The 23,686-nt window shown below is 54.4% G+C and carries 28 protein-coding genes and 3 pseudogenes; 16 read left to right on the forward strand and 15 right to left on the reverse strand.

The features are described from left to right. The first annotated feature begins 34 nt into the window (after nucleotides 1–34). Both E3E51_RS00640 and E3E51_RS00645 read left to right on the forward strand, forming a co-directional pair. Complete coding sequence (locus E3E51_RS00640) at nucleotides 35–784, forward strand: MBL fold metallo-hydrolase (RefSeq protein WP_167911639.1); 750 nt, start codon at nucleotides 35–37, stop codon at nucleotides 782–784. A gap of 41 nt (nucleotides 785–825) precedes the next feature. Continuing rightward, nucleotides 826–1,389 (forward strand): nitroreductase family protein, encoded by a 564-nt coding sequence (locus E3E51_RS00645; protein WP_167911228.1) that lies wholly within the window; start codon nucleotides 826–828, stop codon nucleotides 1,387–1,389. On the opposite strand, the gene E3E51_RS00650 is transcribed toward E3E51_RS00645, so the two are convergent. Further along, complete coding sequence (locus E3E51_RS00650) at nucleotides 1,376–1,828, reverse strand: dual specificity protein phosphatase family protein (RefSeq protein ID WP_167911229.1); 453 nt, start codon at nucleotides 1,826–1,828, stop codon at nucleotides 1,376–1,378. The genes E3E51_RS00645 and E3E51_RS00650 overlap by 14 nt on opposite strands. Before the next feature lie 142 nt (nucleotides 1,829–1,970). On the opposite strand from E3E51_RS00650, the gene E3E51_RS00655 reads away from it, so the two are divergent. Further along, nucleotides 1,971–2,711: a DUF2202 domain-containing protein gene (locus tag E3E51_RS00655; protein ID WP_167911230.1), complete on the forward strand. Its 741-nt coding sequence runs from the start codon at nucleotides 1,971–1,973 to the stop codon at nucleotides 2,709–2,711. A gap of 12 nt (nucleotides 2,712–2,723) precedes the next feature. On the opposite strand, the pseudogene E3E51_RS00660 reads toward E3E51_RS00655, so the two are convergent. The 4 genes and pseudogenes from E3E51_RS00660 to E3E51_RS00675 form a co-directional block, all read right to left on the reverse strand. Further along, nucleotides 2,724–2,912: pseudogene (locus tag E3E51_RS00660) on the reverse strand (arginase family protein); the annotation flags it as partial. Between the two features lie 60 nt (nucleotides 2,913–2,972). Then, nucleotides 2,973–4,279: pseudogene (locus E3E51_RS00665) on the reverse strand (transposase). 185 nt (nucleotides 4,280–4,464) lie between these two features. Continuing rightward, entirely contained in the window at nucleotides 4,465–5,142 is a 678-nt protein-coding gene (locus E3E51_RS00670; protein ID WP_167911231.1) for a carbon-nitrogen hydrolase family protein, read from the reverse strand. Then, nucleotides 5,111–5,827, reverse strand: coding sequence for a carotenoid biosynthesis protein (locus E3E51_RS00675; protein ID WP_167911232.1), 717 nt, complete (start codon nucleotides 5,825–5,827; stop codon nucleotides 5,111–5,113). The genes E3E51_RS00670 and E3E51_RS00675 overlap by 32 nt, the downstream gene beginning before the upstream one ends. A 116-nt stretch (nucleotides 5,828–5,943) precedes the next feature. On the opposite strand from E3E51_RS00675, the gene E3E51_RS00680 reads away from it, so the two are divergent. Beyond that, on the forward strand, nucleotides 5,944–6,684 hold the full coding sequence (locus E3E51_RS00680) for a DUF2202 domain-containing protein (protein WP_167911640.1): 741 nt from the start codon (nucleotides 5,944–5,946) through the stop codon (nucleotides 6,682–6,684). A gap of 51 nt (nucleotides 6,685–6,735) precedes the next feature. Here the strand turns inward: E3E51_RS00680 and E3E51_RS00685 are convergent, their stop codons facing one another. The 4 genes from E3E51_RS00685 to E3E51_RS00700 are packed head-to-tail and all read right to left on the reverse strand — an operon-like array spanning nucleotide 6,736 to nucleotide 10,197. After that, nucleotides 6,736–7,341, reverse strand: a complete 606-nt coding sequence (locus tag E3E51_RS00685) for a class I SAM-dependent methyltransferase (RefSeq protein ID WP_167911233.1) — start codon at nucleotides 7,339–7,341, stop codon at nucleotides 6,736–6,738. A 4-nt stretch (nucleotides 7,342–7,345) separates the two neighbouring features. Continuing rightward, nucleotides 7,346–7,669: a hypothetical protein gene (locus E3E51_RS00690; protein ID WP_167911234.1), complete on the reverse strand. Its 324-nt coding sequence runs from the start codon at nucleotides 7,667–7,669 to the stop codon at nucleotides 7,346–7,348. After that, nucleotides 7,666–8,868 (reverse strand): TldD/PmbA family protein, encoded by a 1,203-nt coding sequence (locus tag E3E51_RS00695; protein WP_167911235.1) that lies wholly within the window; start codon nucleotides 8,866–8,868, stop codon nucleotides 7,666–7,668. The genes E3E51_RS00690 and E3E51_RS00695 overlap by 4 nt, the downstream gene beginning before the upstream one ends. Beyond that, nucleotides 8,869–10,197: a TldD/PmbA family protein gene (locus E3E51_RS00700; protein ID WP_167911236.1), complete on the reverse strand. Its 1,329-nt coding sequence runs from the start codon at nucleotides 10,195–10,197 to the stop codon at nucleotides 8,869–8,871. It lies immediately after the preceding gene. Between the two features lie 71 nt (nucleotides 10,198–10,268). On the opposite strand from E3E51_RS00700, the gene E3E51_RS00705 reads away from it, so the two are divergent. The 3 genes from E3E51_RS00705 (at nucleotide 10,269) to E3E51_RS00715 (ending at nucleotide 12,645) form a co-directional block, all read left to right on the forward strand. Next, a complete protein-coding gene (locus E3E51_RS00705) occupies nucleotides 10,269–10,835 on the forward strand; it encodes a flavodoxin family protein (RefSeq protein WP_167911237.1) in 567 nt (188 codons plus the stop codon). A 4-nt stretch (nucleotides 10,836–10,839) separates the two neighbouring features. Next, complete coding sequence (locus E3E51_RS00710; RefSeq protein WP_167911238.1) at nucleotides 10,840–11,562, forward strand: methyltransferase domain-containing protein; 723 nt, start codon at nucleotides 10,840–10,842, stop codon at nucleotides 11,560–11,562. 129 nt (nucleotides 11,563–11,691) lie between these two features. Then, nucleotides 11,692–12,645, forward strand: coding sequence for a hypothetical protein (locus tag E3E51_RS00715; RefSeq protein WP_167911239.1), 954 nt, complete (start codon nucleotides 11,692–11,694; stop codon nucleotides 12,643–12,645). On the opposite strand, the gene E3E51_RS00720 is transcribed toward E3E51_RS00715, so the two are convergent. Further along, nucleotides 12,608–13,057 (reverse strand): hypothetical protein, encoded by a 450-nt coding sequence (locus tag E3E51_RS00720; protein ID WP_167911240.1) that lies wholly within the window; start codon nucleotides 13,055–13,057, stop codon nucleotides 12,608–12,610. The two genes, E3E51_RS00715 and E3E51_RS00720, sit on opposite strands and share 38 nt — an antisense overlap. A gap of 120 nt (nucleotides 13,058–13,177) precedes the next feature. Here E3E51_RS00720 and E3E51_RS00725 point away from each other — a divergent pair, with 120 nt between their 5' ends. Next, nucleotides 13,178–13,837, forward strand: coding sequence for a hypothetical protein (locus E3E51_RS00725; RefSeq protein WP_167911641.1), 660 nt, complete (start codon nucleotides 13,178–13,180; stop codon nucleotides 13,835–13,837). Here the strand turns inward: E3E51_RS00725 and E3E51_RS00730 are convergent. Further along, nucleotides 13,778–14,551 carry a CPBP family intramembrane glutamic endopeptidase gene (locus E3E51_RS00730; RefSeq protein ID WP_167911241.1) on the reverse strand — a complete coding sequence of 258 codons (774 nt, stop codon included), beginning with the start codon at nucleotides 14,549–14,551 and terminating at the stop codon, nucleotides 13,778–13,780. The genes E3E51_RS00725 and E3E51_RS00730 overlap by 60 nt on opposite strands. Before the next feature lie 209 nt (nucleotides 14,552–14,760). Between E3E51_RS00730 and E3E51_RS00735 the strand changes: the two genes are divergently transcribed. The 5 genes from E3E51_RS00735 (at nucleotide 14,761) to E3E51_RS00750 (ending at nucleotide 18,449) form a co-directional block, all read left to right on the forward strand. Next, nucleotides 14,761–15,420: a hypothetical protein gene (locus E3E51_RS00735; RefSeq protein ID WP_167911242.1), complete on the forward strand. Its 660-nt coding sequence runs from the start codon at nucleotides 14,761–14,763 to the stop codon at nucleotides 15,418–15,420. A gap of 10 nt (nucleotides 15,421–15,430) precedes the next feature. Continuing rightward, nucleotides 15,431–15,871, forward strand: a complete 441-nt coding sequence (locus tag E3E51_RS00740; RefSeq protein ID WP_346765925.1) for a GNAT family N-acetyltransferase — start codon at nucleotides 15,431–15,433, stop codon at nucleotides 15,869–15,871. A gap of 81 nt (nucleotides 15,872–15,952) precedes the next feature. Continuing rightward, the gene (locus E3E51_RS13085) at nucleotides 15,953–16,126 is read left to right on the forward strand and encodes a hypothetical protein (RefSeq protein WP_240924210.1); all 174 of its coding nucleotides are present in this window, start codon (nucleotides 15,953–15,955) and stop codon (nucleotides 16,124–16,126) included. Further along, entirely contained in the window at nucleotides 16,123–16,488 is a 366-nt protein-coding gene (locus E3E51_RS00745; RefSeq protein ID WP_240924226.1) for a GNAT family protein, read from the forward strand. The genes E3E51_RS13085 and E3E51_RS00745 overlap by 4 nt, the downstream gene beginning before the upstream one ends. Nucleotides 16,489–16,559: 71 nt before the next feature. After that, nucleotides 16,560–18,449 carry a hypothetical protein gene (locus E3E51_RS00750; protein WP_167911243.1) on the forward strand — a complete coding sequence of 630 codons (1,890 nt, stop codon included), beginning with the start codon at nucleotides 16,560–16,562 and terminating at the stop codon, nucleotides 18,447–18,449. Between the two features lie 13 nt (nucleotides 18,450–18,462). Here the strand turns inward: E3E51_RS00750 and E3E51_RS00755 are convergent, their stop codons facing one another. The 3 genes from E3E51_RS00755 to E3E51_RS00765 all read right to left on the reverse strand — a co-directional run bounded on the left by E3E51_RS00755 (nucleotide 18,463) and on the right by E3E51_RS00765 (nucleotide 19,614). Further along, complete coding sequence (locus E3E51_RS00755; protein ID WP_167911131.1) at nucleotides 18,463–18,612, reverse strand: hypothetical protein; 150 nt, start codon at nucleotides 18,610–18,612, stop codon at nucleotides 18,463–18,465. A 62-nt stretch (nucleotides 18,613–18,674) separates the two neighbouring features. After that, nucleotides 18,675–19,163 carry a hypothetical protein gene (locus E3E51_RS00760; protein ID WP_167911244.1) on the reverse strand — a complete coding sequence of 163 codons (489 nt, stop codon included), beginning with the start codon at nucleotides 19,161–19,163 and terminating at the stop codon, nucleotides 18,675–18,677. Nucleotides 19,164–19,173: 10 nt separating this feature from the next. Continuing rightward, nucleotides 19,174–19,614, reverse strand: a complete 441-nt coding sequence (locus E3E51_RS00765) for an ArsR family transcriptional regulator (RefSeq protein ID WP_167911245.1) — start codon at nucleotides 19,612–19,614, stop codon at nucleotides 19,174–19,176. Between the two features lie 177 nt (nucleotides 19,615–19,791). Here E3E51_RS00765 and E3E51_RS00770 point away from each other — a divergent pair. Together E3E51_RS00770 and E3E51_RS00775 are read left to right on the forward strand one after the other, a co-directional pair. Continuing rightward, nucleotides 19,792–21,102: pseudogene (locus tag E3E51_RS00770) on the forward strand (transposase). 132 nt (nucleotides 21,103–21,234) lie between these two features. Next, the gene (locus E3E51_RS00775; RefSeq protein WP_167911246.1) at nucleotides 21,235–21,768 is read left to right on the forward strand and encodes a hypothetical protein; all 534 of its coding nucleotides are present in this window, start codon (nucleotides 21,235–21,237) and stop codon (nucleotides 21,766–21,768) included. Here E3E51_RS00775 and E3E51_RS00780 read toward each other — a convergent pair. After that, nucleotides 21,755–22,348 (reverse strand): class I SAM-dependent methyltransferase, encoded by a 594-nt coding sequence (locus tag E3E51_RS00780; RefSeq protein ID WP_167911642.1) that lies wholly within the window; start codon nucleotides 22,346–22,348, stop codon nucleotides 21,755–21,757. The genes E3E51_RS00775 and E3E51_RS00780 overlap by 14 nt on opposite strands. A 61-nt stretch (nucleotides 22,349–22,409) precedes the next feature. Here E3E51_RS00780 and E3E51_RS00785 point away from each other — a divergent pair, with 61 nt between their 5' ends. Next, complete coding sequence (locus E3E51_RS00785; RefSeq protein WP_167911247.1) at nucleotides 22,410–23,573, forward strand: MFS transporter; 1,164 nt, start codon at nucleotides 22,410–22,412, stop codon at nucleotides 23,571–23,573. Nucleotides 23,574–23,686: the final 113 nt, after the last annotated feature.

Genomic DNA, 23,686 nt, shown 5'->3' on the forward strand with positions numbered 1-23,686 from the left:
GAACTATTTCACAGCCATGAAATAGGTGGTGGGTTTGATAGTCTACTTCATCGGCACCGGCGGGAGCGAGGGAATTCCGGCGCACCTCTGCACCTGCTCTACATGCAGCGAGGCGAGAAAGCTCGGCTTCGCCCAGAGGAGGCCTTCAACACTCGCAGTTGTCACAGACAACAAAAAGGCCGTCCTCTTCGACGTAGGCACCGACATAAGGGACTTCCTTAACGTTCCCCTGGAGGCTATTTTCCTGACCCACTGGCACCACGACCACATCTACGGCCTCTACAAGCTCAGATGGATGGCCAAGGAGACCGTCCTCTACGCGCCGGAGGGGCACGCCGATGCCCTAATCCTGCGCGAGCCCAAGAACCTCCAGCCGAGAGCGATAAAACCCGGAGATACCGTTGAACTTGATACCCTTAAAATCACCGCGTTCCGGCTCAACCATCAGGTTGAGACCCTCGGATACCTCATCGAGGAGGACGGAAAGAGCGTTGCCCTCCTCTACGATACTAAAGGCCTCCCCGGGGAGACGTGGGGGCTCCTCGGGGAGAAGGCCCCGCTCAGGCTGGCGATAGTTGACGCAACGTATCCCCCGGGAACCGACGACCCCTATCACAACAACGTTGATGAGGCGGCGGAGATAGGGCTTAAGCTTGCTGAAAGAACCGTCCTCAGCCACATCTCCCATAAGAACCTGCCCTTCCTTGAGCTGACCGAATACGTGAGGAAGAAGTGGGGGAACAGAGTCCTGGTAGCATACGACGGCATGGTGTTCTACGTCTAAACGTTTTTATCCGTTTCCGCCCAAAAGAAACCGGTGATGCCATGCGCGTTCTTGAGCTGGCGAAGAGGAGAAAGACCGTGAGGCAGTTCCTCACTGAGAAACCGCCAAAGGAAGATTTAATGAAGGCCATCAAAGCCGCCAAGGAAGCACCGAGCGGTATGAACGCCCAGCCCTGGAAGTTCGTGGTTGTGGACGACGACTGGCTCAAGGGCAAGATAAGGGAGCTCTGCGAGGAGGAAGAGGAGAAGTTCTACGCAAGGACGAAGGGCGACCTGATGGCATGGCTGAACGCCAAGGGCTTTAAGCCCGAGAAGCCCTTCCTCAGCGAAGCCCCGTATCTAGTCCTCGTGTTTGGACACACGAAGGCGCCGTACTGGCTTCAATCAACCTGGATAGCGGTCGGCTACCTTCTCCTTGCGCTCGAAGAGCTCGGCCTTGGAACCGTCACATACACGCCCCCGAACCCCAAACCCATCGAGGAGCTGTTGAACGCACCAAAAGACTACAAGCTTCAGACGATTCTGCCCGTTGGCTATCCGGCAGACCCGAAGCCGAAGTACGAGAGGAGAAAGCTCGAAGAGGTGGTGAGCTTCAACGGCTTCTGAAGAGCTTTTCCAGTTCTTTTAAAACCCCTATCTGCTCATCCACCTCAACCGCACCGGGTCGTACCCTGCGAACCCTTCTCAGGGCGTCCCGCAGCGGGATGCCTTCCGAGTACATCACCCATCCAACTGCCACCGTTCCGCTCCTCCCGAGGCCGCCCATGCAGTGAATCAGAACCCTTTTGCCCTCCTCAACCCTCGCTTCGATCCAGCGGAGGATTTCGAGAAGCTGTTCTAAAGCCGGGGCCGAGAAATCCCGGACCGGACTGTGGAAAACCTCAACGCCCCGTTTCTGCCATTCATCCAGGCTGTAGGGAAGCTCAAACTCCTCAACGAGCACCACCACCGCACCGAACGTTTCGGCGACTTCGTCTATTTCACTCCCCGTCGGCATCCTCGAAAAGGCAACGTTATCGTCGATGAACTTGGCCGAGCGCCACATGCTACCACCCCCTTACACTCCGGAACTTTTCAAATAAACCTTTTGACGAAGCACCCGTTTTGCATGGCCGGATGAACCAAAAGGTATTTATGAACTTTGGGTAAGATTATTCTGAGGACACCCCAAACGCGGAGGGATGTGGATGAGAAGGCTTTATGCGGTCGCTGTGCTGGCCATTATTGTATCCGGAATTATAGCCGCGGGCTGCATCGGAACAAGCGAAACCTCAACGACCTCCACCGAAAGTCCGGCGCCAACCAACACCGTTCCAATCGTGGCGGACTCAAACGGCGATGTGAACACCAATGATCTCCAGTCATATATAGACTCCCTCCCCGCGGAACAGCTGACTGACGCAGAAAAAGAGGGACTTCTGTACATGGTGGAGGAGGAGAAGCTCGCCCACGACGTTTATACCAAGCTCTACGAGAAGTGGGGACTCCAGATATTCAGCAACATAGCCAAGAGCGAGACCACCCACGTGGAGTCAGTGAGGGCGTTGCTCAAAAAGTACAATCTAACCGACCCGACCGCCAGCGAGGGCATCGGCGAATTCCAGAACGAGGAGCTTCAGGCCCTCTACGACCAGCTCATGGAGATGGGCATGAAGAGCGAGGTCGATGCACTCAAGGTTGGCGCACTGATAGAGGAAACTGACATAAAGGACCTCCAGGAATGGATTTCCCGGACGAACAAGGTGGACATCATAACCGTCTACGAAAACCTCATGATGGGGAGCAGGAACCACCTCAGGTCGTTTGTGAGCCAGCTGAAGAACAGGGGAGTAACCTACGAGCCGCAGGTTCTCCCCAAGGACGAGTACGAGGCGATAATCAGCAGTCCGATGGAGACAGGAGGACAGGGAAAAGGCAACGGCCCGTGAAGCCATTAAACCTCATTTCTTTGCTTTTCCCAGCACCTCCCTTATTATTTTAGCCGCCGCAAAGGCGCTTATCCCACTGCAATCGTGTCGTGGGTTGAGCTCAACGACGTCGAATGCGACAACCCCAACGTCCAGGGATTCTATCACCCTGACCAGCTCCCTCGTGCTCAAACCGCCGGGCTCGGGATTGCCAACACCCGGGGCGAACGCGGGCTGACCTCCTCCCCGCCCTGAAGGGCGAGGGTTCCAGCGAGGAACCCCCTACCCAACTGGCAGGGAGGTTTGAGGGGTTCTCATTAGAGCAACCCCCAACGAGGGTTCTTCGAACCCCTCGGGGAGGGCCTTCCCCCCGTTACCCCTACCTCCCGATAAAGCCGGAAGGCTCGGGGTTATGGTTTTTATGGCTTTTTTCAAAATGTTAAAAGCACCAACTAAATCCGCATTCATAACAACGCCCTCTCCGTGGCACTTGAACAAACCCCTAACAAAACGAGCATTCTCATGGCGTTGACCACAGAGAGGGCAAGTTTGAGAAGTGAAAGCCTCATTCACGACTTCGACAGTGATACCATACTCTTCTGCAACCTCTGTGAGGCGTTTAATCACATAATTAAACCGCCAGACGTGGGAAAGGATAAAATTCTGCCTTTTACCCTTGTTGGAGTTTCTGGCGATTCCCGTTGGGTAACCAACGACAATTTTAGAAACACCCAACTCGTAGAGTCTCTTAACAGTCCGCCTGACTGCCGTGTTAATGTAGTGCTTCGCCTGAAGTTTGGCCTTCCCATGCATTCTCCTGAGTTTTCTGCTCGTTTTAGCTCCTGATTTGTTGAGTTTTGACTGGTATTCCGCAATCTTCTTCCTCCAGTAAAAGTCAATGCTCTTGAGTGGTCTTCCATTCACGAGAAAGCTCTCTCCACTCTCCACGTAAACAGCCATCAAGTTGTTCACTCCCAAGTCTATCCCCGCTGAAAGGTTTCCTTTTGGCGTTCTTGGGAGTGCTACCCACTCCTCACCTTCAAGTTTTTCCTCGACGGTAAAGCTCAAGTGAGCATACCATTTTCGCCCTACCTCGTCGAAAGTGATTTCTAAGCGTCCCTGTTTTCCCTTAGGTGAATTCTACCCTTGAACTGGATTTCGAGTTTCCCAAACTTGCCGAGCCTTCTCAATTCGATAACGTTCTCCTTAATTTTGTACTGATCGTTTCTCAGGGGGATTATGAAGAGTTTTCTGCCGTTCTTTTCTCTAACGAATTTTCGTGGTTTCGGCTTGAACCATTCTGGTAGTTCTCCCTTCTTTTTCTTTCTGTTGAGGGTGAAGAATGAACGCCATGCTTCAGCGTTTTTTCTGGCCAATTGTTGGACTGTTGAGCCACCAATCCAGTTTTTGAACTCGTGATAAGCTTCTTTTTCTGTTGTTGAGAAGTCTATTTTGCCGAATTCTTTGAACTGTTTAAGCCTCTGGTAGTTGAGTTTGTTCCAGATTATTGCTGTAGCGTAGGCTAACTCGAAGAGTGTTTTCCCCTGTTCTCTTGATGGTTGAAGTTTTACTGTTACTGCTCGCTTCATTTCAAAGTATGGTACGGTTTTTGGGCTTTAAAAAAGATTGCTTTCCTCTTTAACGGCTAATTTGCAGAATACTCTACCCCGCCGTGAACGGCGAGGCTTGGAGAAGAGAAAAGTCATTCACATCGTAGAGTTCCATGGGACCACCGAATAATCTTTGGCGGGGCTGGGCTTAAGGTTTTTGGAGTTCAGACCTCCACAACTAGGATTTCCTCTCCCTCCGATGACGCCAGAAGCTTCCCATCGGAGTCAAAGAACCACGCACCGCCGAAGCTGTCCCAGTGGCCGAAGCTGTTTACGATGAACGTTCTGACTCCAAGTAGGGCCACTCGCCTGCCCATATCCGCCACTTCCTCCGCGAGGTTGAAGTCACCCCACGGGGAGCGATCCATCGGCATGAAGATGAAATCCGGCCTTTTTCTCCGTATCCACTTGGCTATCCTCTTGTTGTAGAGGTCGCCGCAGATGATTATCGCGACCTTTCCGAGATCAGTCCTTGCGGTCTTTACCGTGTTGCCCGTGCAGAACTTCATCGGCTCCTGGAACTTGCGGTGCTTCAGCAGGATTTCCCCGTTCCGACCGATCAGCAGGGCGGAGTTGTAGGTACAGTTTTTGTAGGGTTCGAGGAGTCCAAAGACGACGTAAACGCCCGCCTCCCCGGCAAGTCGGCTCACCCTTTCCACGATTTCTCCGTAAAGTTCCGCCCCGCTGAAGTCCCACTCGTCAAAGCCCGTCAGGCAGTATTCGGGGAAGACGACGAAGTCAGGGCCATGCTGCATGGCCTCGCTGAACCTCCGTTCGAACTCCCTCCAGTTGACCTCGAAATCGTTAACCCTAACCTTCATTGGAATCAAAGCGACCTTCATGGTTCCACCTCCTCATCGTTAAAGGGATGAGCAGAGCCAGTGAGAGGACAAACGCAATCACAGGGGGCATTTTTACGCTCGATGGAGCGTACAGGACAAAGGTGAAGGCTTCGAGAAGATATACCGCAGGCCCAACCATTTTGAGGCACGAGCATATTGAAGGGCTCGAAAGCCGCTCGTAAAGGTAGAATACTAACAGCGAGACGAGAAACCAGCCGAGGTAGTTAGTCCAGGGAATCCCGAACCAGTTTATGGCCGTTGACGTCTTCCACACCCAGGCATTCCAAGACGTCATCAGCGGGTCTATGGCGAGGTCAAGGAGTACCATGAGCAGGGAGGCGAATAGAAGCCGGTCGACTTTCCTCGGGAATATGGAACTCGCCGTTAGGTAAGCAACGGAACCAAATATCGCCCAGGCTAGGGGCACGAAAAGGGCAACACCGAGGAGCTGTGGTTGGAGGTTCACGTACTCGTAGCAGCCGAAGGGAAGGCAGAGCCGCGTTCCAATGAGTTCGGCAAAGAATCCAACGGAAATTGCAAGTCCCGCGAGCACGGGCAGGCTTTTCCACTCTTTCAGAGAGAAAAGGACAAACGCCAGAAGGTACAGCAGAAGATACACCGGTGATTTCTTTAGAATATTTGCCAGCAGGATTAATAGGAGTGCGGCCTTTAGACGACTGTTCATGGGGAGCGTTTCTCTTTCGGAGGATATAAGCCTGTTGCCCGCATGAAACCCGAAAGACTTATAAAGCTTTAGCACATATGTAATGTTAGAATTACATATGGGAGAAGGTGATGAAAATGCTGGGAAAGAAAACATTCGGACTGCTCCTCATGGGGGTCGTCCTGCTGGGGGTGTTCAGTGCAGGGTGCATAACGGGTGACTCCTCCACTGCCACAACGTCCACCGGTGGTGCCGAAGCGGCCCCACATGGTCCACCCTCAAACGCGACCGCCGGCGGCGCCGTTGATGCATACAGCACGGATTACGTCGCATCGCTTCCTCCGGAAGACCTCAGCGCGGATGAGATACAGGCCATCCTCTACATGCGCGAGGAGGAGAAGCTCGCCAGGGACGTCTACCTCACCCTGTACGACCAGTGGGGAATTTCGATATTCAGCAACATAGCGAGAAGCGAACAGACCCACATGGACATGGTGCTGACGCTCATAGAGAAGTACAACCTGACCGATCCAGCGGCGGACAAGGACATCGGTGAGTTCGAGAACCCCGAGCTTCAGGCCCTCTACGACCAGCTCATAGAGGAGGGCATGAAGAGCGAGGAGGCGGCACTTGCAGTCGGTGCACTTATAGAGGAGGTCGACATCAAAGACCTGCATGACTGGCTGGACAAAACCGACAACCGGGACATCGAGTACGTCTTCGAGAACCTTGTGATGGGTAGCGGTAACCATCTGAGGGCATTCACCGGCGTGCTGGCGAGGCAGTACGGCGTGACCTACGAGCCGCAGGTTCTCCCCAAGGACGAGTACGAGGCGATAACCAGCAACCCTATGGAGACCGGAACGTCCTCCTGGTGAGTAGCTTTTCCTTTTGATTTTGCTAAAAACTTCCCAGGCATTGTATCCGTGTCATCCCCCAGTTTCTATGACGATTAAAAACGCCTCACAGGGGCTTCCGTGAGTTTTTGCCCGTCCGAGGGTTACATCCTCAACGATTCTCAGGCAGTTTTCATCGGCAAATGCCCTCACCTTGCTCCTGAGCATATTCAAGTCAAAGTCGCCGAGGATAATCCTGCCATCCCGGGCTAGGACTTCAATGGCCCTTCTGAGAAACGGTTCCGGTTCGAGGTCGTGGAGGATGTAGGAGAAAACGACAACGTCAAAGTCCCGACCAACATCGTCCCTGAGGAAGTCGCCCTGAATGAACTTCAGCCGCTCGTTCTCAAGCGTCCTGAGGAACGGAAAGAAGTCCGGAGCCTTTTCAACTCCCGTAACGATCCCCTTCTCGGAGAGCGCTAGGGCGAGCAGCCCTGAACCGGAGCCAACGTCGAGGATTTTTCCCTCCGCCCGCCGTACGATTTCCTCCATGGCTCTGAGCCTCAGCATTATCTCCTCCCGGTGTGACGGAAACAGGGCCAGTCTCGAACCGACCAGCCACATCAGCTCTTCCTCGGTTCCGCCAAATTCCCTGAAGGTATCAATGGCCTTGGAATAGAAGGTCTTTACGGCTTTCATCATCTCACCCCGCCCCCGGTTCGCCCAGGTTTTCATCTCGGGAGCGACGTCCTTTGATGAGCTCAAGCGCGAGGATAAGTCCTCCGAGCGCGAGCGCCTGCCAGAGGGGTTCCTCCATCTTTTTCATGATTAGAGACATAACTACGATGAAGAAGACAACACCAACGGCTCTCTCCGCGGTTTTCCCAAGGCCGCGCTTTTCGACCGCGTAGAGCGTAAGGAGGTAAACGGCCACGAGTAGAACGTAAGGCGGCCCGATGTAGTACGCCGGCAGGAAAAAGAGGGCGATGAGGAAGAGAACAGCGAGAAGGGCCAGAGTTTCCTTCATACCACCACCCCGGTTCTGAGGAACGGGAGCGAGAGCGAGAACCCCTCGTCGAACCACACCCCCGTTAGCTCCTTCCCGATGCCTGTGGCGTTTTTGAGGAGCTCCCAGACGTTTCCCCTGAGCTCGAAGCGTGAGAAGCCCTTAACCTCGCCCCGCTCGATTACGAGGGCCGGTGTGACGACCACCGAGAAGTCGCCGGTGGCCCTGTCGAGGGCGTTCGCACCCCTGAGGCCGAGGGCAATAAAACCTTTATCAATTTCCGAAATCAGCTCTTCCAGCGTCCTGTTCCCCGGTGCGAGCGTTAGGTTGTGCGGGCCGTCGATGATTCTCTCCTCGATTCTTATCCCGTTCCCAGTGCTCTCCCTTCCGGCCATCCATGCGCTATGGCTGTCCCAGAGCAGGCCTTTGGCGGTGCCCTTCTCAATCAGGATGTTCTTCCTTGTTCTAACCCCCTCGTCGTCGGCCCTCACATAGCGGAGAGATCCTTCGTCGAGCGGGTCGTCGAGCAACGTCACGAGCGGCGAAGCGATTGCTTTCCCTGGCTTTGCTGCCGTGCCTCCCTTCACCTCGACGCTCCCGCGGAACTTCCAGAGGGCTGCGGGAAGTAGGAGGTCGGAAAACGGGGTTGGTGCTATGATAGCTTCCATTCTCCCCTCCGGAGGTTTGACGGCCCCGAGACCTTCAACGAGGTTGATGTACGGGTTGAGGATTTCCTCAACTTCAACCCGCTTGGAAAATCCCAAGAAGACCTGAAACGGGACCGCCCCTCCAACTTCAAGGTCAGTCCTCATGAGGGAATGGGAACCTTCAACGTCCGCCCCTGCGGTGCTCTCGACCGAGAAGCGCCTCGTTATGACCTCAACCGTTCCCGAAAGCGAGAGACCCCGCCTTTCCAGCTCCTCACCCAGTGAGGAGAGCTCGCCGGCGAGGTCTTCCACCTCGACCTCAAACGTCCTATCCCAGCGGGCCCTGCATCCAGATGGAAGCCCGTAATCCTCTTCTCTGGGAAAGCGGAGTGTTTCGCGGGCGAGCCTTAGGGCTTCTCCCTCGTCCCGGCCCTCGGCGAGCGCCGAACCCACCTTCCCGTTCTCGATGAGCCTGACCGCGGTGAACTCTCTAACGCGGGCAAATGGCCTAACGCTCCCCTCCAGAGAGACCCCGGCGCGCTCCTCCCTCAGACGGTAAACCTCCCGCTCCATTCACATCACCCGGATTCCCCTCTCAAAGAGAATATGCGGCCCTCCCATGCTCACCCTCACCACCTGCCCCTTTCCGCAGTAGGAGTTCTCGAAGTCGAGCTCCCTTCCAAGTCCCCTGATTCCGGGGAGTGCATCGAGGGCCCTTCCGCTGGCGGTTGCACCGAATATCGGTTCGGCAATCTCGCCGTTCCTGATGACGTAGCCCTCCATGACCCCAACCGTAAACGAGGAGTCGAGGCCTGTCTGACCCGGCCCCGCACTCACGAGGTAGTAGCCCAGCTCGACCTCTTCAAGCAGTTCCTCGAACGTCCAGTCGCCTGGCTCGAAGTACGTGTTCCTCATTCTCACCATCGGCTCGAAGGCGTAGCTCTCCGCCCTCGCGCGCCCGTTCGGCTCGACGCCGAGCAGAAAAGCCCGCTCCCTGTCCACGAGGGGCTCGTTGAAAACCCCGTTCTTCAGGATTTCAGCTTTCCTAACAGGAACCCCTTCATCGTCGTAGCGGTCGTTTCCGTGGCCGTCTTCAACGTTCCCGTCGCTCAAGCTGACGAACTCCGGCGCAATACTCTCTCCGAGCTTTTCCGCCAAGGGCGTGTTCGGCAGTTCGTCGGCCTCCGCGAGGTGGCCCAATGCCTCGTGAGCAATCATGCCAGCGAAATGGGGCGAGAGGAGAACCGGAACGTCCCTGAGCTTGGGCCTCTCGCCGTGAAGGAAGCACTCCAGCTGTCCCCGGATTTCGGTGAGAACCCGTTCCCTCATCACCTCAACGGCCTCAAAGCCCCTCTCAACCGAGCCCGTGAGACTGAAGAGCCACGCACTCCTGCCGTCGGAGGAGACCGCCAAATCGGCCTCAAAGGAAATCGCCCCCAGCTCCCACTCGATTTCAGTCCCCTCGCTCGTGACGAGCCGCTTGAAGCCGGAGAAGTCGGAGTACTTGACGACCCTCCGTGAAGCATCCGGGAGGTCATCCACGAGAGCTCTAACTGCCTCTACCTTTTCCTCAAGGGGCACATCTGAGGGTTTTACCCGCATTCCGCTCCCCACGCGGTCTCGAACGGGCTTGATCTCGGCGAGCTTAACGCTTCCTTCCCCAACCCGCGCCAGCTTCAGGGCTTTTCTAACGGCCCATTCAAGGTCGTCCTCTGAGGTCACGGAGGCAAAGCCCCATGAACCTTTAGCGAGAACTCTGACCCCGAATCCACCCGTGGAGCGGGCGGAAACGTTTATCTCATCCGAGCCGGAGATTTCAGTCTTGATCAGCCTCTCCAATCGAACCTCCGCGTACTCCGCGCCGAGCGAGAGCGCGAGCTCAGCGGCCCTCTCAGCGTCCATCCTAAACACCCCAAATTCTAAATCAAAGTAAACCTTAAAAACCATTCGGGGTTGTAAGGTTGGGGAATGCAATGAAAGTCATGGGAGTTGCGTTCAGTGCCAGGAAGGACGGCAACTGTGCCCGAATCCTCAGGTTCTGCCTCCGGAAGTTCGAGGAAAAAGGCCACGAGACGGAGATGGTGGAGGCCTATGACCTGGAGATAAGGCCCTGCAGCCGCTGTGAATACGAGTGCTTCACAGGGAACTGCCCCATAAGCGACGACGTGCCTGCACTCTACGGGAAGGCTATGAATGCTGACGTTCTGATATTCGCCGTTCCAACCTACGGCGGCCATGCCTCAGGTCTCTACAGAGCCTTCTCCGAGAGGGGCCAGGCTGTTTTCAAGAGCTACGAGGAATGGGAGGCCTTTAAAGGGAAGCTGAACTTCGTAATCATCGGAAACACCAGCTCCGGCGGGGACATGACGCTCCACGAGGTGCTGTACGGACTGACCGGCGGCGAGAGCTGGCCGGAGGCGGTTCTGCTATCCTCGAACGAGTACGGCGGAGGCTCCCTCCGGGGGGGCCTCGTAGAGCACCCGGAAGTTCGGGCGAGGCTTGAAAGGTTCGTCGGGAGGATTTTAGAAAAGATGGGGTGATGGTATGTTCCGGAACCTTGGGCTGACCTTCGAGCCGACCTACGAGGAGAAGCCTTGGCTTTACGACCCGAGGGGCGAAACCGGGCGCAAGCGGCTCGAACGGATGAAGGAACTCCTCAGAGACGTTCTTCCACGGTTTGAAGGAAGGGCCCTTGACGTCGGGTGCGGCATGGGCGTTTCCACCCTCGCCCTTGAGGAGCTCGGCTTCGAGGTCACCGGAATAGACACCCAGGAAGGACTCGTGGAAAAGGCCAGGGAAATAGCGGGGGAGCTCGGTTACAGGGCGGAGTTCCGGGTCATGGACGCCAGGAACCTCGATTTTCCGGACGAAAGCTTCGACCTCGCAGCGTTCCTCGGCAACCCCCTGCCCCACATGAGTGCTTACGACTTTGACTCGGCCGTTGGGGAGGCCTTCCGCGTCCTGAAGCCGGGAGGAGTTCTGGCAGTAGAGTACGCCGACTGGGTTAGACTGCTCCACGAGAACTACCGCGAGGTGCTCGTCGAGGAACCCTTCACCTCGTTCCACGTCCGCTTCGACACCATCACCGGGACGGCGGAGAGGCTCTTCGTAAACTTCGAGAAGGGATACTTCTTCAGGACTAAAATCAACGTCTGGGCCCCTTGGATCGTTGAGTTCATCATGAGAAAGGCAGGTTTCGACGTAAAAACGCACTACCGGGGCATGTTCAGCGTCGTGACCGTCGGGATTAAGAGGAACCGGGGGTAAATACTCCACGAAGTAAGATTAGATTCGGGGGGTGAACATGGTTCGGGGTCGAAATCCGTTCAAGTTCGAAGCATTGGGGGTAGAAACTCTTTGTAGTCCCCTCGTGGGATTCATCAGGGGGTTGAGGTTATGAGAACCTACTCCTTCGGGTCTGAGACGGTTCCGGTGGCGATGGCCGGGGAGTTGCTCGTTGGTATTGTTCACGACGGGAGGAGCTACAAAATCATGCTCGCAAGGCTCGACGGCGAGGAGATAGCTGAGACCCGCTTTTTGTCGGGGCAGAACGACTGGGAGGGCCACAGTGCACTCAAGCTCGACGACGGCTACCTCATCGGCGGGTCGGTCGAGGGAACCGCGACGCCCGACGGCGGCGAGGGCTGGAAGGCCTACCTCGCAAGGCTCGACGAAAACCTCGGCCTCCTCTGGGAGCTGAAGCTCGACGTTAGAAGCAACGGAGCGGTTCACTCAATCCTCCCGGGCAGGGATGGGATGTTTATAGCGGACGAAACCGGAAGACCGGGCGACAAGGGCTTCTTCATCGGGAAGGTCTCCCCGGAAGGCGAGCCCCTCTGGCTGAGGGATTTCGGGAGCTGGGACGACGTCCTCTTCACCGCCCTGCTTCCATCGGAGAACAGGTTAAGGCTCATCGGGAGCGTCAAGACCGGGGATGGACGCTGGGAAGTGAAGTCCTTCGATTTCAGCGAGAACGGCGAACCGGTGGATGAGGAAGCTCTCGCGGAAGGGATAGCGCTGACGGCCTGCCTCTGGAACGGAGAACTCGTCCTGGCCGGCTACCGCGGGGAAAACTTCTGGGTCCAGATCGGTGAGCGGGAGATTCAGCTCGGCGAGGGAAGCGCCACCTCGCTGCTGCCAATCGGCGATAAGCTCCTCGTCGGGGGCGAGCTCGAAGGAAACGCCGTCATCGTTGAAATCGCCGACGGAAAAGACCCAAAAGTTCGGGAGCTCTGGGGGAACGGCTGGGTCGAGGTTCTTGGAAAGAACGTGGTCGCGGGCGTCACAAGGGATTGGGAGATGGTACTGTTATCTACTGCGGAAGCGATGCGTAGAACCGCACGCCCCTGATTTCGAGCCAGCCCTCGCGCTCGAAGCAGGCCTCGAACCTCAGGTTCCCGCACTCGAAGACCCCCCACATCGGCGTGTACACCCGGAAGATGCCGGTTAAACGGTAGAACGGAGCCGGGACGTCGGGGGCTTCCTCCCTGACTATTTGGAAGCGCTTAGCGCTCCCCAGCGCGGAGACCCTGAGGGAGGGCGGCAGAACCTCGACTTCCACCGTGGAGCCGACCATCTCACCAAGCTTCTCGGCGTGCTCTCCAACCGGAAAGAAGACGCTCACGGTGGTTTTCAGCGGCTCAACGAGGAACTCAGCCTCCCCCGAATGAACCGTTCCGTGGTGGTCTCTAATTGGAGCTACTGACACGAGACGGAGCCTGCTGACGACGGCGGGGACGGTGTAAGCGAGGCTGCTCTTCATGAGCGCCCCTCCGATGACACGGGTGCGGGCATCTTATGACGGCATCGAAGAAAACCTTAAAACTCTTTCGCGGAGTAAAGGTTTATAAGGAACCTTTTCGTTGCAGCCACGGTGAGGAGAATGCGAAAGCTCGCCCTCTTCGCGCTCCTCTGGTTCCTCTTCATCAACTGGGGGCTTGAAATTGCAGTTAGCATGGTTTTTAAAGAGGTAACCGGCTCGTGGATTTCGAAGACTGCTTATATGTACCTCGCCAAGGTGTGGACGATAAACATTCTAAAGCTTTCGGCTGGAATTCTAACTCTCAAATGGCTGAACTTAAATTTCGGGGACTTAACAAATGGGAAATTCGGAAGGAGAGAGCTCGCCTATTCGACCGCCGTTGTCCTGCTGTTCCTCGCCGTCGAAGTTGCATATTTCAAAGGAAGTTACACTCTCCAAATTGTCCGCGGACTTCATCACCATCTTCGCATCTCCCCAAACGAATTATTCGCTGGTCTGTCGCTGGCCTCTGAATACATCTACTACGTCATCGAAATTCTTATGGTGAACCTCCTCTACGTCGGAGCATTAAAGCTGGGCAGTGAAAAACTGGCAGTCTTACTGCCAACGTTTCTCTGGGGCTTTGCTCACGCCCTTAACGTTATCGTCATGCCACCTGTTCAGGCATTCCTCCTTGGAGTGTACATGATGCTCTTTGCCATGCTGACCTATGGGCTTGCCCTAAAGACGAGAAGCCTCAAGGTTCCGATTTTTATTTGGTTGGCCACCGTAACCCTTTAGGCTCCCCGCGAGCTTTAGGTAGATAAAAATCGATGCCAGCTGGGTAACTGTATAAGCGAGTACCATGTATACATGCCCCGTGGCTGTTCCCAAGAGCCATTCAACTTTTTTAACCGTCATCATCCTGTCAATCGCATCTCCCAGACCGTGGGCAAGTATCAACCCCTCTATCCTCCGGAACTTCCATCTATAGACACTAAACACGAATCCACTCAGCAGAGGATTGTAGATTCTCCAGAAGTTGGCAAAAGTTGGCTCAAAAGTAAATCTGGCAGTAATGTGACTGAGCCCGAATATTATAGCGGTTAGAATTACAGCCACTCTTTCCCCTTTCCAGAGTTCAAAGCCCCTCTGCATTAGACCTCTAAAGACTAGCTCCTCGTAAAGGGCCACAAAAATCAAGTACTTTATCAGCAAGGCAACATAAATCAGGGGATGCAGGGTCTTAATACCGACCCCAAGTGGCAGAACCCACAGAATGTTCATGAGCATTACAGCAACGGGAAGAACCAAGTGGAGTTTCCAGTTAAAATAACCAGCCAAGCCAAGGTCTTCTCTCGTATATCCGGCCATTCTAACGGCAAGGTAGAGCAACAGGAACGATAAAAGGCCAATTATGACAAATCCTATTTCCCTCCTAAGGGCTAGATACACCAAGCTTACTATAGCGATTACACCAAAGCTTGAAAGAACTCCCCTAACACCCTTGTTCATCTCATCACCAATACCGAAGTTGAATATGAACCTAATAAGATTTACGAAAAAATTTACGTATACTTGACTTGAATTAAAGTTAAATTTTTAAATTCTAAATCAACAGAAAACGTGGTAGCGAAATTATAAAATCCCAAACCAGAGGAGCAGTATGATTAGGAAAAGTTGCTATCTAGGTACTTAATAGGCATGTCTAGGAGGGTATTAAATTGAAGAAACTCCTTGCCTTTGCCCTGGCGTGGTTCCTCTTCGTCACATGGGGGATTGAGCTCGGGACAGCGTGGGCATTCATAAAAGCAACGGGAACATGGCCAACAGACTCACCTGTCCTCCGCTTTGCCCTCATCTGGACGATAACACTCCTCCGTCTGACGGCGGTGTTTTTGCTGCTCCGCTGGCTTGGCCTTCGTTTTGGGGAGCTCTTTACTGGTAGATTTGGTATGAGGGAGTTCATAATTTCGGTCCTCATTGTCCTCGCTTTCATTGGGCTGGAGGTGGCCTATTCGGGAAGCTACACCCTCCAGTCCCTGCAGGAGTTCAGGTATTTTCTCGAAATCTCCCACAGTAGCTTCCCCCTAGCACTCCTGCTTTTTGCGTCCCAGTACGCGTATTACTTCGTCGAGATAGCGGCCGTAAACCTCCTCTACCTCGGCGGGCTGAGGCTCTCCGGGAAGAAGGCAGGAATAGCTCTGCCAGTGTTCCTGTGGGGCTTTGCGCACTCGATAAACGCCCTGCTACTACACAGCGTGCAGGGGCTTTTGCTCGGGCTCTACGCGGGCCTTCTGGCTTTTGCGATGTACTACGCGGCTTTGAGGAGGGATAGCCTGAAGCTTCCCGTCTTCACGTGGTTCTTGAACCTGATTTTGTGAGGTGGTTTAGATGAGGCCGCTAATTCTCAGGGGAGAAAAAGTCTCCCTGGGCGTAATTCTAAGGGAAGACATTCAGAAAATCTGGGAGTGGAACAATGACAGGGAGGTTACCAAAACTCTCGCCGACCCTTCGGACGTTTCGACGCTTGAAGAGTGGATGAAGTGGTACGAGAGCCTGACGGCTAAAAAGCTGGCCAAGAGGGCCTTTGCAATACTCAATGAAGAAGGTGAAATCGTTGGGACGGTCATCGTGAGCGGGATAGACTTCAGGAACGGAACGGCGGAAATAGGGTATTTCCTTGGGAGGGAGTACTGGAATCGGGGCTATGCAAGTGAGGCAGTGAAACTAACCTTAGAGTACTGCTTTCGCTACATGAACCTGCGCAAGGTCTACGCGAGGACGTACGAAAACAACATTGCCTCAATTCGAATTCGAAAAGAACGGCTTTAAGCTCGTTGGCAGGCTGAGGAAGCACGCACATACACCCGACGGATATGTTGATGTGCTCTTCTATGACCTGTTCAGGGAGGAATGGGAGAAATGAAGCCCGTAATACTAAAGGGTGGAAAGGTCTCCCTAGCAACTCTCCTAAAAAAGACCTCGGCAAAAGCTGGGTGGTTCAACGACAGGAGCACCGTTAGGGCTCTCTTTAACTCTGCCCAATTCACCTGCCCGAAGAAGAGGAGAAGTTCTACGAGGAGCTGAAGAAGAACAGGGCGAAAAGTTCCACTTTCGCGGTGATAAAAAACGAGGGCGGAAAGCTCGTAGGCATAGCCGGATTCAACTGGATTAACTGGCAAGCAAGGTGGGGGAAGATACTCTACTACCTCTCACCGGAAGAGCGGGGAAAGGGCTACGGGACGGAGACGGTGAAGCTCCTCTGTGATTACGCCTTTGCTCATCTCAACCCCCACAAGGTCTGGGCAAAAGTTCATGAGGACAATCTGCCATCCATACGCGTCCTTGAAAAGAACGGGTTCTCTTTGAGTGGACGGTTCAGAGAGCACGTCTGGAGTAATGGGCGATATCTCGACGAGCTTATCTACGAGAGGTTTAGAGAGCAATGAACGACCCATCAAAACAACTTGGAAGGGAAAAGTATTTATAATTTGAAATCCAAAAATCTCCGGGGTTTCCCATGAGACGCGTCGAAATTATTGTTTCATGTATCATCATAATTCTGATCACAATGTCCTGCGGATGCATCAACAGCCCGGAGGGAGAGAAAACCAACAGTCCGGCGATTGAAACGGCCCACGAGGGTGTGGATGAGGGGGTCCCCGAAAACACGTCCGCACCGGAGGAAGCAAAAGCCACGTTCCCCTCGGGAACCTTCAAGCCGAAACGGGTGGACTGGTTCTCGTATTCTCCAAAGTACGCAGTTCTCGACGTGGTCTCCAGAATTTCCGAGAAATACAACGTCACTGAAAGCCCCGTGAACATACCCCTACCCCAGAGGAGCCTCTCAGCCTTTACTGGAACTGCGGACGGCATTGAGTTCGGCCTCTTTGCCTACCCAAATTCAACCGCGGTCGAGGAGGCCATGAATGACGTGGTGGAACTCCTGACCGAGAACGGCTTCCAGCGGGGAGATGGAAACTTCTGGGAGAGGGGAAACGAGAGCTACACGGCGTTCTACACCTACGAGCGCTACTTCTATGTCCTGTTCGTGGCAAGAATCACCGGAGGGAGCGCGGAAGAGAGGGCAAAACGCCTCTCAGAATTTACGTGGAGTATCATCACGATGGGACCCAGCCCCAGCAAGGTTCTCGGCCTCTTCCTGCCGGTCAAAGTGGTTGAGGGCAACTGGAGCAGGGGGAGGGGGTTAATATTCTCCGGCTACCTCGACGACCTAGAGGGAACGGTCGATGGAACCAACATCAGCACGGTTTTCCTCGTTTACCGGCCACGTGAGGGGAGGGAGGTTTATCTCCAGCTTAAGGAGGCCTTCCTGGATAACGGATGGACTGAGAAGGAGTACGCCAACACCTATACCCAGAATCCCGCGGGCAGCATGGTGGCCGGCGACTACTTCGAAGCCGATGGTACAGGGGTCTACATCGAGCTGGCGAGGATTGCCAGCATGGAACGGGTATCACTGCTGTTTGGGAACCCCAGAGAGGTCAAAGCCCTCGTGGGCCTGCTCTGGCGGTGGGGAGACCCAACGGAAGGGCTCTCCTTTGAACAGGGAAAAGACCTACCAAAGGGCGTTTTTAAGCCGGTCAGTGAGAGGGGCGTGGGGCCGGGAACGGTGATATCGATGGTCCTCGGTGACCTGCGGAAGGATTTCAACATCACCACGGACTTCGTCGATATCCCTGAGGTTCCAGCGGCGGACTGGTACACCGGCAGAACTGGCGACGTTGAGTTCATGCTCCTCGTTTATCCGAACGCCACAGCATGCCTAACCGCGCTCGATGAACTGACCGAGAAACTCCTGGGAGAAGGCTGGAAGAGAACCGACAAAGGAAGGGAACCCTACGCGAGAACCTTCTCCCGAGATTCAGACACCCTAACGGTTTTCGCCCAGTACCGCTACAACCACTACCTCGCGGTCGTCGTCAAGAAGCCCCGATACTCGACCAGCGACTTCTTCTGGCACGTGGTCGGCACGGGCGGGGCCAGTCCCGGCGAACTACTCTCCTTCGGCAAACTGAGGAACGACGTGAGGCCCTGGAACTGGACAGCCGATACCGGGCTGGGGTTCGACGGATACATCTACAAGCTGGAGGGCAACGTCTCTTCCGGGGGAGCAAGGGCGGTAGTGTTGTTCTATCCCCACGCTCTGGGCAGTGAGGTCTACCTCCAGCTGAAAAAAGCGCTCCTCGAAACCGGGTGGGTCGAGAGGGACTACGTCGAGCTCTCGTCTCACGATGAGAGGAGACGTCTGGCGGCCAATGACCTCTTCGAGAAAAGCGGGAAAGCGGCTTACATTGAGGTTTCCACTTACGGGGACATGGACGTCCTGATACTGCTCTACGGGGACAAGCCGAGTGTTAAACTCTCCGCCAGGGCAATGTGGGAGTGAGCGGGGGAAGCGGCTATTTCCCGGAAGACCTGAAAAGCGTCTCCCTGAGCGGCGAGGCGGGGTCAAAGTCCCTAACCAGCTCATCGACAACCTCTGCTGGAAGGCCTCCATCCAGAAGCGCCCGTTTAAAGCCCCGCTTCGCCCGGTTCGTTATCCTGACCATGCCCGCCATCCTGAACGCTAGCACTGGCAGTCGAAGAAAAAAGTGAAGGAGGCCTCTCAAGCTCACTCCTCCTTTCGCTCATCCCCTCCAAAACCCATTGGGGGGCTGGGGATATTTATGTTGCCGAAACCGCCTTTTCCAAAGCTAGCGATCATCTCCATGAGCTTCTTTCCGGGGTTTATCGCTTCCATGTACTCCTTCGTCAGCTCAAGGGCCGCATCCCTGTCCATCCCGGCCTCGGCCAGGTTCTTGTAGAACTCGGCCACGCTCCTGCCCATAGCCTGAACCCTCTCCGGGCTGTAGAGCTCATTGAGGAGCTCCTTGAGCGGCCCGAGGATGTCCTCGATCATGTCGCCGACCTTCTCCATAAGGGCGGGTATCTTGTCGAGGTCCCTGTCGCCCTCGTAGGCCTCGATGAGGTCTTCCACAACCTCTGCCTTCTTCTTGAGAACCTCTACCTCCTCGACACTCTGGGCGTTCCTAATCCCCTCGACCAGCTCATCGAGGAGCTCCTCCAGTTTCTTCGGAGTTCCAACCTTCTCGTTCACCATATCAACCACCTCAATAATCATTAGTGTGGTCAAGCCTAATCGGCATTCCGATCATTTCGAGCCACTTTTTGACCACTTCGCGGGAGAGGGCGTAGAGCTTCCCCCTCTCGCCGGGAACCTCGACAACGATGCCGAGGTTTTTTAACTCGACCAGCTTCGCCCTAACGGTGTTCCGCGAGGCCTTTCCGCGCCTCCCCTTCAGCTCCCGCGCTATCTGACTCACGTTGGCCCTCTTCAAGTCGAAGAGGATCCGAACGATTTCACGCGCTATAGGGTCGCTCCTGACTTCCGGAACGACTAGGTCTATGCTGAGCCCACCGTACTGGGCGTATATGTTGATGAGCCTCAGATATGCCTGCGCCATCTGAGAAACGACGGCGAAGCTCTCCCTGAGTTCCTCAAGGGCTTTTCTGAGCTCCTGAACCTCCCTGGCAAGGTCTTCGTCTGGCATGGTTGTTCATAGGGTGGTCAATCATTTAGTCTTTCCGGTCAGATGTGATCAGGAAACTTTACATTTTTCTTTTGAAAGCCTCGCCCTTTAGGGCGGGGATGCAGTAAACCACCCGACAAGCCCTAAAGCAGGAAAGCGACACTCTTTTAAAGCCTAAAATTCGTACCATGCTTTGAAATGAAGCGTTCGATAACAGTAAAACTCCAACCCTCGAAAGAGCAAGAAAAAACACTCTTCCAGTTAGCCGACCTTGGGGCTAAAGTCTGGAACAGAGTAAACTACCTGAGAAGACAACAATTCTTCAAAAAGCAAATCGTGGACTTCAACAGCACAGAAAAAACGTTTATGAAGAGTTTAAACGGGAAATCGGCTCCGCCACAGTCCAACAAATAGCGAGAAAAAACTCTGAAGCATGGCGTTCATTCTTCTCACTCCTTCGGAAAAAGCGGAATGGTGAACTTCCCTCTTGGCTTAAGCCCAAACCACCAAACTATCTCAAAGAAGACGGAAAGAGAAAACCCTTAATCGTCCTGAGAAACGACCAATACCAGATTGAAGGGAATAAGCTTATTCTAAAAGGTCTCGGCAAGTTCAAACGCCTCGAAATCCAGTTCAAGGGTAGAATTCACCTGAAGGGCAAGCAGGGGCGATTAGAGGTAACCTACAACCCCGTTAGGTGGAAATGGTACGCTCACATCAGCTTTACTGTCGAGGAAAAACTTGAAGGTGAGAATTGGATTAAACTTCCAAGAACTCCAAGGGGAAGCCTTTCGGCAGGAATTGATTTGGGAGTAAACAATCTCATGACCGTTTATGTGGAAAATGGGGAAAGCTTCCTCGTGAACGGGAGGCCACTCAAGAGTATTGACTTCTACTGGCGGAGAAAAATCGCCGAGTATCAGTCAAAACTCAACAAGTCTGGAGCTAAGAGGAGTAGGAAGCTTAGGAGAATGCATGAGAAGGCTAAACTTCAGGCAAAGCACTACATTAACACTGCCGTAAGGCAAACGGTTAGAAGGCTTTACGATTTGGGCGTTTCCAAGATTGTCGTTGACTATCCAAAGGGACTAGCTCGGAACTCTGATAAAGGCAAAAAGCAGAAACTTCCTCCTCTCCCACGTGTGGCGGTTCAATTACGTTATCAAACGCCTCACAGAGGTTGCCGAGGAGTATGGTATTGCCGTTGAAGTCGTTAGTGAGGCTTTCACTTCCAAAACTTGCCCCGTTTGCAGGAAGCCCCACGAAGGGACGAGGTTTGTCAGGGGATTATTTAAGTGTCCTGCAACGGGGCTTATCTTTAACGCGGATTTAGTTGGTGCTTTTAACATTTTGAGAAAAGCTGTAAAAACCATAACCCCGAATCTGAGCGGTCTTTACGCTCAGAGGAGGGGTAACGGGGGGAAGGCCCTCCCCGAGGGGCTGAAAAGCCCATTTTTATTGGGTTTTGGTGAAACCCCTCAAACCTCCCCGTCAATGGCAAGGGGTTAAGCCGAACCCTTGCCCCTCATGGCGGGAAGGAGGTCAGTGCAGTTGGCAGGAAATGTCGTAGAACACGGCAACTGGAAAACTTTAAGCCACGAACACCACTAATTGGAACTGGACTAATGGGGTGCCCCAGCAATGAGAGGATTCATGTCCGTAATGCTGGTACTCATAGTCATCGGCATAGCAGTTGCCGGATGGTTCTACTCGCCGGAAGGGTCCGTGATATCGGGGAATTCCCGGGAGCACAACAGCGGTGGCGACTGCGTTCATCCCGGCTACGGCGAGCTGAACGCCCACGTCCTGAATCTGACGGAGGAGAACGTGAGCCTGCACGTTGGAGAGAGCGCGGAAATCACCGGCGCCGTTGAGGGGAAGGCTTTTTTCGTTGGGAACGAAACCTGCCAATACTCAGGGAACGCGACTCTGAGGGCCTACCTCGGTCCAGAATACACAAAAGACTCATGGAGCTACGTGAGCGGTAAGCTGAGAAGCGTCGAAGGACTGAAAGTCAGGATAGACCCATCGGGAATAGCCCTCGAACCGGGAAAAACCGTGCCTTTCACCCTCAAAGTGACGCCCGAAAGAACCGGGACATACTACCTCTACGCTGTTGCCTTCTCCGATGCAGGCTGGAGGAGCTGGGCGGTCGTCAGGATTAACGTGAGCTGACCATTTCAACAATCCAGACGTAGCGGTTCACCCTCTCGAACCGGCACTTCAGCCCCAGCTTCGTGCAGATTTTTCTCAGCACATCAACGGTGGCGAAGTACTCGTCCTCTATCTCCTCCCTTAGACCGTCCTCCTCCCCGATGCTCATCTTTTCCTCCTCCGACTCAAACATCACATCGGCGATGACGATTCTCCCGCCAGGTTTGAGAATGCGGAGCATCTCCTTAATCGCGTCCTCCTTCTCCCCATCCGGCACGTGGTGGAAGGCGTAAGTCGTTATTACGGTGTCGGCTACTCCATCCTGCAGGGGAAGCGCCAAAAAGTGACCGTTGAGCGGTTCGAAGCCGTGCTTCTCCCGGAACCTCTTTCTCATCCCATCTGAGGGCTCAACGCCGACGTAGTTTTCCGAGCCGAGAAAGCGCAGTATGTTGCCCGTACCGCACCCGATGTCGACAACGGCTCCCCCAGTCCGTCCAGCAACAAGTCTGAGAACCTTCCAGTAGTCCCTGTGTATCCAGTCCTCCGTTGTTACGTCCTCGTCGTAGCTTTCGGCCCAGTCATCAAAGTCCCACTTTTCCATTTTGAACACCGCATGAAGTTTGATTCATAATTTTTTTAAATCCTTCTCCCAATCCCGTTCCATGAAACGAACCCTCTACCGCCTGCATATGCTCACATCATCCTTTAGAATCATCGGGGATGCAGTAGAGAGTGTCGCCCTACCCTGGAGTCTGCTGGGCACAACAGGCTCGCTGGTGAGCATCGGCGGTTTTGCGCTCTTTACCCACTTACCGTGGGTTATTCTCCCCCCAATCCTCGGGAGAACCCTCGACAGGACGGCTAAAAAAGTCAGACTCGCTTTCCTAGCGCTCATTCTCCAGTCCCTGCTTGCAGTCCTCATAATCCCACTATCCTCGAACGTCTGGGCATTCTACCTTATAGTCTCCGGAATCTCCGCGCTGGACATCCTACACCGCTACTACGGGTTTTCGCTGATAGCCTCGATGACCTTTGACGAGAGTGAGCTTCAGGGACTGAACGCGGCGCTGGCAACCCTGGGGAACGGAGTCTCCCTGGCGGCATTTCCGCTGGCGGGGTTCTTGGCGTATCGCTTCGGGATAAGGGCAATGTTCCTCGACGCGATTCTTCTTCTAATCGGTGCGCTCACGCTCCTCCCATACCTGGACGTCGAGGTGAGGCGCGATGGAACTGGTGAGACGAGAGAGGGGGAGCGGTTGCAAATCAGCCATCGCCTCGTGGTTGGAATACTCGCCTCGGTGCTGCTCTTCAATTTCGCATTAGGTTCCTTCAGGATATTCGTCTTCGCCTCCCTGAGGGAACTCACAAAAGGTGAGGTCCTCTACGGCCTCCTCCAGGGGCTCACGACGGTCGGGGGCCTCGTGGCGGTTGCGGGGCTGACATATCTATCCAGCAGGAGACTGGCCGGGCTAAAGCGGCCGCTGATCCTCGGAATGCTTCTCCAGAGCATCGCGCTCCTCATCGTCGGTGTTCCCGCGGTGGTAGCGCTGTTTCCGGCAGTTTTTATCCTCGGCTTCGGCAGGGAGCTCCTCAACGTCTCCTTCAACAGCCTGATGCAGAAGTTCATTCCTCTGGAGAGCCTTGGAACTGTCAGGGGCGTTTTTGACGCCCTCGCGACGCTGGTGATTCCGCTGTCGCAGCTGACCTTCGCGTGGCTGATTGAGAATGGAATAGCGATTTTAATGGCCTCACTCCTCGCGGCCGGAGTGGCATGTGTGGGGATAGCTCTGTTTTATGTAGTTGTCTACATGATCCGAATGGGATAACTCCGAATTGTTGAATAATCACCAGTCTTTAGCTTACTCTTCAAAGTTACACTACTTTAATCCCAGCTATTTTTAGAAACGCGGGGTATTGCTAGTTACTCTTTTTTTTGAGT

Origin of the sequence: Thermococcus sp. 21S7 (assembly GCF_012027615.1) — an archaeon.
Lineage (GTDB): Archaea > Methanobacteriota_B > Thermococci > Thermococcales > Thermococcaceae > Thermococcus.